Origin of the sequence: Mesorhizobium sp. J18 (genome assembly GCF_007829525.1) — a bacterium.
In the GTDB taxonomy this organism is placed as follows: domain Bacteria; phylum Pseudomonadota; class Alphaproteobacteria; order Rhizobiales; family Rhizobiaceae; genus VLJP01.
Genome location: NZ_VLJP01000046.1, coordinates 1 through 7721, shown reverse-complemented (window position 1 = coordinate 7721; position 7721 = coordinate 1). Strand labels below are relative to the sequence as shown.

The following is a 7721-nucleotide window of genomic DNA, read 5'->3' as shown; positions in this document are numbered from 1 at the left end:
CCGCCGTTCAGATCGAAACGCTACTGCTGTTGCGGGCCATTGCTGGCCCCGACCGCATGACAACCATCCGGGGCGAGTTGAAGCGCCTCGGGGTGGAAACGTGGACCCCCGAAGAGGCGCAAATTGGCTGACGAGAATGCCCTCATCAAAGCCGTTATCTCCCCTGAGCTGAAAGCGGAATTCAAGCGGGCCGTAAAGCGTAATGACCGGGTGCTAAGTCAGGTCTTACGAGACCTCATCCGCGAGTACGTGTGGCGAGCTTCAAAGAGGAAAGTCCTGGCCTTGGGCAAGGAATATTCCCGGTCGAGCGGTGACCTCATCAGGGCCGTCATCGATCCTACCCTAAAGGCCGAATTCGAAGGGGCTGCACAGCGAAATGGGGCTATCCCCAGTCGCGTTTTGCGCGCCCTAATCATCGAGTACGTCCAGCGCCATGCCAAAGGCGAAATGTGGGAACCAGGGCAGGAAATCAAACGCAAGATTTCACCGAAATAGGAGGCAGTAATGTTCGACAAAACCGGGCACATCAAAGCACTTTTCCGGCGTGTAAATCGGGCGGTTCAGATCGGCTTTGCAAGCCTGTTTCTGGCCATAGGCGGCCTGTTATTGATGGTGCTCGTTCTGCAATCGCCCGGCCTGCTGAAAGGCTTATGCTCAGGCGATTCCCAATCCCTAGAATCTATCATCAGCGGGTTGGCCGGCGTGGGGCTGTGCTGGCTGCAATGGCGGTATCGCCATGTCGTCTATCCGCAGCTCCGGCGGGAATTCCTCGCGGGCCGTAACGCCCGTTAAGTGATTGGCGTGGCAGCGTAATTAGCGTTGTCACGTGGGGACATGGGACCGTCGTGATGCCGGCGGAAATCGCCAACCTGCCCGACCTCACGGCCTATATCGGCTTCGCCGGGAATACCTTCCGGCCTCCCTGAGCCGCTTTGTTCATCGGCCGTTTTCTTAGGGAAACCGTCCCTGCTCATCCGGCCAAGTCCATATTCCGTCATCAGCTAGGATAGCGGCCACAACGGCCTCTGCTCGATCTCGGGTCGTGGGGCCTTCTTGTAAGCCCATATGCTGAGTCTCGATCCGAACAAGGTAATCGACAACCTGCACGCGAGGCACGCCCCTACGCAGTTGGCCGGCTGCATCCAGCAGATAACTGTCATACTCATCAGCAAAAGGTCGGTTCGCTTCCTCATCCCATTTACCTGGGTAGAACCCAGGCTCTAACAATCCAATCGGGTCCCAAAGTTCCCAACCAATATCGCGCAGTTTTGACAGCTTGGCCCTTGGTTGCGGTGAAATTTTCATCATGGATTCTATAGGGCCATCATTTTCGCCAGCCATTGCCTTACCCTTGGCCTTTGAGCCTTTGCGCAGCGTCGTTATTAGCGTTTTCATGTAACGCGGGAGTTCTAATCCGATGGATGAGTCTCAACAAGGTGCAGGGGGCCTGAGATTCCTTTCTCTCATTCTTGTCTGGGGCTGGGCGGCCCTCTTGATCGGTTTCATGGAGCTCAATCATGAGTTCGAGCGGATCGGGCCCGAAACCACGCTGGTCACCAACCACTTCACGGGCGACGTAAAGTACTGCCGCGTCTATCGAAGCGGTGACATGAGCTGCCACCGCGCCGACATCAAACCACGCCATTGGTTGTTCGCGCTCATACCCCTTTGGCCTGGGCGTGAAGAACTGAACGAGGATCCTCCGTCGGAGCTCGAGGCGCGCGAAACGCCTTTTACCGAAACGCCACTTTTCAAGGAGCTTTTGATCGACGGAATAGTCGTGGCGGTGTTGCTCGTGGTAACCGTTCTCATCCTGCGCGGCACGCGCGAGGAGGGAACTGGAAGTAGTGATGGCGGCGGTTCCGATGGCGGCGGAGGCGGCTTCGGAGGCGAATGAAGTGCCGCCGCGCCGCGTGGTATTCCCCCAATTGCGACGTCATCGCGCGAACCTGGAAGCCGTAAACGCCTTGTGGTTCGCGATCTCATCATAGAGGTTGCGCCGCTGGCGCGCTTTCAAGGTTTCCTCGCCATTGACGCGCCAGTGCATCAGCATCATGTCGCCGGGCTTCGATCCACTCTCGCAGGCGCCGGTGCGCTTCATCTGCGTGACGAAGCGGCCGCGACTTCGGATCAAGTTGTCGCGGTTGATGATGACGGTCTCGGCGCGTGTCTCGTCGCCTCCTACGAATGTGACCGTATGCCGGATGTCCGTCTTGCCGATCTTGTCCTCGATCGGCGATGGACCCGCGCAGCGCATCGTCCATGCATAAGTATTTCCTGAGAGCGTTGGCTGCGGTTCTTCGCACCGCTCATTGAGGCTGGCGACACTAGCCTGCTGCTCTCGAACCTCCAGTTCGTGCAGCGCGCGGTCGGCGCTAGGATCGAGGCAGATTTCCCATGTCTTCTGGATTTCGAATGTGGTCTCGCCGTCGCTGATCGTGCCGGTCTGTTCCATGCCCCACAAACCTTCGTTGCGCGCCGGCAGGTCGGCTGGAAGCTCGAAGCCAAAAGCGGAAGTGCCTAGGCCAAGGAGGAGGACCGCTGCAAACGGCTGGAAAAGGCAAACGCGCCGGGTCACATCGGCCCCAGGCGCTTGTTGATCTCGATGCCTTCTTGCATGGATTTTTCAAGCCGCTTCAATGCATCCTGGATGGTGTCGGGGGGGATGTTCTCGTTCGGCCACGCATCGCTGTTGTAAGTAAAACCCAGATCAACGATCCCTCCTGGATTCAGGTCGGCTGGGCATTCACTGACCCACCGCTGTTCCGTAATCGTGTTGTTTTCCGTGTGAAACATCACGCCGCGAGGCAGGCTATGCTCCTCATTTACAACTTCGCTGTCGCTCCTGAATGTCGTCGTCCAGCGGAAATCCATGCCGGCTGTTTCGTCGTCATCCGGAGAATTGGTCCGGCACGCCATCTCGCCGGTCATGACGTTGCCGCTCATGGAGACCTTCGGCGCCTGGCAACTGATGTCGCTGTAAATCACCTGCAATTGCTTGCGCAGTATTTCCAGCTCATAAAGGGCTCGGTCGGAGCTCGCATCCAGGCAATATTTCTTTATCGCCTTGGCCTGGTTTGATCCCACCGTGCCGGTCGTTCGCATTTCCCAGAGACCCGGCTTGCGGGCCGGGATGTTCTTCGGAAGATCATGAGTAGCGGCTGGAAGGGATGAGAGAGCAATACCGACAACGGCACCTACAGCGATCAAACTGGCAACAGGTTTCATAAAAGCCTCGTTTCTGGCGCTTAGTCGCGTGGCGGTTCGTTGAACCAGAATAGCGCTACAATCGTCCCGACAGGCATAAACCATGAGACAAGCTGAAACCATCCGCTCCTGTTCGTGTCGTGCAGGCGGCGGGCGGTCACCGAGAAAAACGGTACCATTGTAATGAGCAGCACGATCGAAACAGCAATGTCCGGAAGATTGAGCAGGCCGAGCACGAATAGCAGCAGCACATAGAAAAGCATCGCATACCAGAATTCCGTGCGGCTCGCTCTGCTCTTGAAATCAAAGTATCCGGTAAAGAATCTCACGACCGCCGTAGGAAAGTCGACAGGTGAAGCCGTCTCGCCGAAACGGTTAGGGCCTTGCGATGGCCTGTTCTTGTAGGAAATTACAAAAACAAAAAGCAGTGAAGCCAATATACCAAACACGAAAATCCAAAGCATGAATTCGGCATCTCCATCTCTTCAAAGGTCGGTAGGGGTTATCCTCAGCAAGTCGGGGAATGCTCTTCCTGATCTTCGCTGAAACTGCCTCTGTTGCGCATAAATTTGAGGGCCTTCAACGCTACTGGCTGTATCCGCTTTGGCCAACCTGATGCGATAAATTCATCGGCATCCATATTCTCCGGGGTAGCATCGCAGGCAGCATCGAGGATGCTGCTCACCTCTAACAATACGGCTCGTTCCTCTGGTGTAATCGCGCTGTTGTAGCGCATTTCCCCATCGAGCTGATGCGGGATCCAGTCATAAAAACTCTCAAAATACTCAACAGGCCATTCGCGACGTACCGTCTCATCTCCGCCGGCTAATGCTTCAACGGCCTCCATGATCCTATTGCGAATGCGTTGGTCGACGAGGCGCCCTGAAGGTTGCTCTTCCATAGGGGTAACGGGTCCCTGCCTCACTCAAAAATCGTGACGGCCTTTGCCAAGACCTCATCCATGATTTCCGGCGGCAGAGATTCCACCTTGCGACCGTTGCGCGCTTTCAGGTCCAGCACTCGGGGTTGATCGCAGCGCACGACGCCGGTTGTGTTGGTGCCAGAGAGGGGCACGGCAAAGCCGATGCGCCGGGCAAACTCACCGCCATTGGTGATCGGTAGAATGACAGGCAAGCCGGTAGCCCGGTTGAACTCGTCGGGCGAAACCACGACCACCGGCCGGTGCCCGCGTTGCTCCCTGCCCTGCGTCGGTTCCAGATCGACCATGTAGACGTCACCGCGCCTCATATCAGCTCACCGCCCACGGCAGGCGCATCGATCCATTCCCGCTCTTCAGCCGGTTGCGGCTGCGAATAGTCGGACGCGGCCAGCAGTTCGGCCATCGTGTAGCGCGGCCGTGCCTTCGGCTCGACCACGAGGCGGCCGTTATCGACGGCCAAGCCGACTTTGGCCCCGGCCGACAGATGCAGAACATCGAGCAGCGCGGGGGGAACGGCCAGCATGACCGAGCCGCCGACCTTGCGGAGATTGGTAGTGTGCATGGGGGCACCTCCTTTGAGTTATATGAAAATATAACATTCCCCGCCCGGGCATTCAATGCCTGTTTTGGATTGCACAATCCAAAAAACCGGGGATTGAGCCTCGCCAGATGTTGCCATTTCGTTCTTTGTAAACTAAACGGGAATCAATGGGGAGGAATGGCATATGTAGTATAGGTGGCTGCAACATGACCAAAAATGTAGTGGGGAAAGCCCGCTGCACCGACCACATCAAGCGCCGTGTCACACAGTCCATCTTTCGGGCGTTCGACTTCGCAGCCGCAACAGGACGACCGATGAACCGATATGTCGTGATCCACTTGAGCGAGACGGACGCGGCCTGCGCTGCAACATTGTTCGAGCGCATCCGACATAAGTTTCGGGACTGGCTGGCCTATCACGGGAAGCGGAGAGCGGAACCTGTTGCGCCGGCCTACGTCTACACCTTCGAGAACCCGACCGGGGAGAACCCCCACGTAAATTGGGCTCTTCATGTCCCCGAGGATCTGATGGCCGACTTCCTGCGCAAGCTGCCGCGCTGGATTGAACGGGTCCAAGGGCCACTAACCCCCTTCACCTATCGTGAGAAGCCCATTCGGGCGTCCCATGCCAACCGACTCGCAAAGTATCTCGTAAAGGGCACAGAGCCTGCTTTCCTTGAGCACTTCTTTTTGCGGGAAATGCACGATGAACATGGCCCACAGGGCGAGATATGGGGCAAGCGGGCGGGCGTAAGCCCTGCCCTCGGCCACACAGTAAGGCGGGCCGCCGCCTTCCGCCCACGGCGGCGACGCTCCGAGGGAGATCGGCTTGCAGCATAGGCCACGATAGGCCGGTCCCCCTGCCCCTAGCTCAATAGCATTGCCTCTTCATGTTATGCGCCATAGCTGATAAGATAGGCTCTTTAGGGAATACCCAAAGGGCCGCAGCATGGCAAAGCGCACAAGCAAATACCCGCCACTCGATCATTTCGAGCCAAGCCCGGAGACGCGGCAGGCAATAGAGGACGCCGAGGCGGGTCGCCTGGAGCGCACCACGATCAGCGGAATCATGGACACCATCCGCAACGGGGACGACCGCCCTCTCCGTGTGGCAAGGGTCTATATCCGCGTGAGTACCGACGAGCAGGACTTGCAGCGGCAAGAATCCATCATCGAGAACGCCAGGGCGGCCGGTTACTACGTGGCGGCCGTCTACCGTGAGAAGGCATCCGGCGCGCGGGCAGACCGCGCAGAGCTGACGCGCCTTGTTGCGGACTTGCAGCCCGGCGAGGTCGTCATTGCCGAGAAAATGGACCGTATCAGCCGCCTACCCTTGCCCGAGGCCGAGCAGCTTGTGCAGGCGATCCGCGATAAGGGCGCGCGGCTGGCTGTGCCCGGCGTGGTTGACCTGTCGGAGCTGGCCGAGACGGCCGAGGGCATGGCCCGCATCGTCCTGCAATCGGTACAGGACATGCTCTTGCGCCTCGCCCTGCAGATGGCCCGTGACGACTACGAGGACCGCCGCGAGCGGCAGCGCCAGGGCATCGAGCTTGCCAAGGTCGCCGGCCGCTACGAAGGCCGCAAGCCCAACGGTGCCCTACATGCCCGCATCATCGCCCTGCGCACAGGCGGGGCGAGCATCGCGGAAACGGCCCGCTTGGCGGGTTGCAGCCCTAGTCAGGTCAAACGAGTTTGGGCGACACATAGGGCGAAATCAAGCAGCTAGTTTATATCTAGCTGCTATCTTGCTACAATCCTGATTCTAGCTGCAAGATAGGAGCATTCCATGGCGGCCATTGTCGCGTTCGTTTCACAGAAAGGAGGGGTCGGAAAATCGACACTTGCCCGCGCCCTGGCCCGCGAAGCGGCCGCCGGCGGCCTGCGCGTGAAGATTGCCGATCTCGACACACAGCAAGGCACGTCGGTTGATTGGCATCGCCTACGGCTTTCCCAGGGCATTGAGCCGGTTGTCGCTGCCGAGGCGTTCGCCACAGCGGCGCAGGCGCTTGAAGCGGCCAACGGTTTCGATCTGCTCATCATCGACGGCCCGGCGCGTACCAGTCAGGCCACGCTCGATATAGCCCGCGCTGCTGATTTGGTCGTGCAGCCGTCCGGCGCATCGAGGGATGACCTGATACCGGCCGTGCGTGAGTTTCACGCGCTGAGCAAGGCAGGTATTCCGGCCGATCGCCTCACCTTCGCGCTAAACCGCATCGGGACCCCGGCCGAGGAACTGGCCGCCCGCGTCTACTTGCAGCAGGCCGGCTACACCGTTCTGAGCGGCAGCCTGCGTGATCGGCCCGCCTATCGGCAGGCGCAAAACACCGGCCACAGCATTACGGAAACCCGTTACTCGGGGCTGAACGAACGGGCCGACACTCTCATTCAATCACTGATCGATTTGGTGACCAATGGCTGACGTATCTAAACTCAAGAAGCTCAAGGGACGGCGCGACGAGCTGGGCGAGCCGCCGACGCTGGACGAAGCCAGCATGAACCTAACCGCGCCAGAGGTAGCGCCTGCCGTGCCGGAAATGCGACCGACCGCGCGGCCCAAGGCCAAACCAACGCCAACGCCAGCGCGTAGCATCGACGGTCGCAGCATCCGGCGAACTAACCGCACGGTGCAATTTGCGACACGGGTAACGCCCGAATGGGACGAGCGTATCCGTGCCCTGGCGCAGCGTGACGGCGTGCTGTTGGTCGAGATTCTCGAAAGGGCGCTTGACGCCTACGAGCAGAAATCTAGTAGATAGAAATAATCTAGCTTCTATCTAGCAGCTACATTCTTGCTATTTTGCCAGATGCATTTTTCGGCTTTTGTAGACAGCTCGTCTAAGGTGCGGCATGATTACGTTTGATTCCAAGAAGGTCATCAACCCCAACGCATTCAAATGATCGGCCCCCACGGACGGGTCCAATTTGATTGTTAGTGCAATGATGGTCGCGGCGCCAGCGCGGGCGGCATTGCTGGTTGGGGTTGCAGGGCCGCCCGCGCGAATGCCGGGATGAAGACCTCGGGTGCCGGCGGCTT

General features: G+C 58.7%; 15 protein-coding genes. 7 read left to right on the top strand and 8 right to left on the bottom strand.

Annotation, left to right across the window (positions count from 1 at the left end; translation table 11 throughout):
• Positions 1 to 123 precede the first annotated feature (123 nt).
• A complete protein-coding gene (locus L598_RS16110) occupies positions 124 to 495 on the top strand; it encodes a hypothetical protein (protein WP_144864177.1) in 372 nt (123 codons plus the stop codon).
• Positions 496 to 504: 9 nt separating this feature from the next.
• Positions 505 to 792, top strand: coding sequence for a hypothetical protein (locus tag L598_RS16105; protein WP_144864175.1), 288 nt, complete (start codon positions 505 to 507; stop codon positions 790 to 792).
• A 159-nt stretch (positions 793 to 951) separates the two neighbouring features.
• Here L598_RS16105 and L598_RS16100 read toward each other — a convergent pair whose 3' ends face one another.
• Positions 952 to 1341 carry a hypothetical protein gene (locus L598_RS16100; RefSeq protein ID WP_210245010.1) on the bottom strand — a complete coding sequence of 130 codons (390 nt, stop codon included), beginning with the start codon at positions 1339 to 1341 and terminating at the stop codon, positions 952 to 954.
• 76 nt (positions 1342 to 1417) lie between these two features.
• Here L598_RS16100 and L598_RS16095 point away from each other — a divergent pair, with 76 nt between their 5' ends.
• Positions 1418 to 1897, top strand: a complete 480-nt coding sequence (locus L598_RS16095; RefSeq protein ID WP_144864173.1) for a hypothetical protein — start codon at positions 1418 to 1420, stop codon at positions 1895 to 1897.
• A 39-nt stretch (positions 1898 to 1936) separates the two neighbouring features.
• On the opposite strand, the gene L598_RS16090 is transcribed toward L598_RS16095, so the two are convergent.
• The 6 genes from L598_RS16090 to L598_RS16065 form a co-directional block, all read right to left on the bottom strand.
• Entirely contained in the window at positions 1937 to 2578 is a 642-nt protein-coding gene (locus tag L598_RS16090) for a DUF3617 family protein (protein WP_348642769.1), read from the bottom strand.
• Complete coding sequence (locus tag L598_RS16085; RefSeq protein ID WP_186445064.1) at positions 2575 to 3228, bottom strand: DUF3617 family protein; 654 nt, start codon at positions 3226 to 3228, stop codon at positions 2575 to 2577. The genes L598_RS16090 and L598_RS16085 overlap by 4 nt, the downstream gene beginning before the upstream one ends.
• A gap of 20 nt (positions 3229 to 3248) precedes the next feature.
• Entirely contained in the window at positions 3249 to 3671 is a 423-nt protein-coding gene (locus L598_RS16080; RefSeq protein ID WP_144864168.1) for a DUF805 domain-containing protein, read from the bottom strand.
• A gap of 44 nt (positions 3672 to 3715) precedes the next feature.
• Positions 3716 to 4054, bottom strand: coding sequence for a hypothetical protein (locus L598_RS16075; protein WP_246658788.1), 339 nt, complete (start codon positions 4052 to 4054; stop codon positions 3716 to 3718).
• A gap of 74 nt (positions 4055 to 4128) precedes the next feature.
• Positions 4129 to 4455 carry a type II toxin-antitoxin system PemK/MazF family toxin gene (locus tag L598_RS16070; RefSeq protein ID WP_144864164.1) on the bottom strand — a complete coding sequence of 109 codons (327 nt, stop codon included), beginning with the start codon at positions 4453 to 4455 and terminating at the stop codon, positions 4129 to 4131.
• Complete coding sequence (locus L598_RS16065) at positions 4452 to 4709, bottom strand: MazE family transcriptional regulator (RefSeq protein WP_015042074.1); 258 nt, start codon at positions 4707 to 4709, stop codon at positions 4452 to 4454. Before L598_RS16065 ends, L598_RS16070 begins: the two co-directional genes overlap by 4 nt.
• A gap of 293 nt (positions 4710 to 5002) precedes the next feature.
• On the opposite strand from L598_RS16065, the gene L598_RS16060 reads away from it, so the two are divergent.
• From L598_RS16060 to L598_RS16045, 4 genes are all read left to right on the top strand, one after another.
• The gene (locus L598_RS16060; RefSeq protein ID WP_246658787.1) at positions 5003 to 5527 is read left to right on the top strand and encodes a hypothetical protein; all 525 of its coding nucleotides are present in this window, start codon (positions 5003 to 5005) and stop codon (positions 5525 to 5527) included.
• Positions 5528 to 5756: 229 nt separating this feature from the next.
• A complete protein-coding gene (locus L598_RS16055; protein ID WP_015042061.1) occupies positions 5757 to 6413 on the top strand; it encodes a recombinase family protein in 657 nt (218 codons plus the stop codon).
• Positions 6414 to 6473: 60 nt separating this feature from the next.
• Positions 6474 to 7106, top strand: coding sequence for a ParA family protein (locus L598_RS16050; RefSeq protein WP_015042062.1), 633 nt, complete (start codon positions 6474 to 6476; stop codon positions 7104 to 7106).
• A complete protein-coding gene (locus L598_RS16045; protein ID WP_015042063.1) occupies positions 7099 to 7443 on the top strand; it encodes a hypothetical protein in 345 nt (114 codons plus the stop codon). Before L598_RS16050 ends, L598_RS16045 begins: the two co-directional genes overlap by 8 nt.
• Positions 7444 to 7479: 36 nt before the next feature.
• On the opposite strand, the gene L598_RS21630 is transcribed toward L598_RS16045, so the two are convergent.
• A partial coding sequence (locus tag L598_RS21630; RefSeq protein ID WP_210245009.1) for a hypothetical protein occupies positions 7480 to 7721 on the bottom strand: 242 nt, incomplete at its 5' end.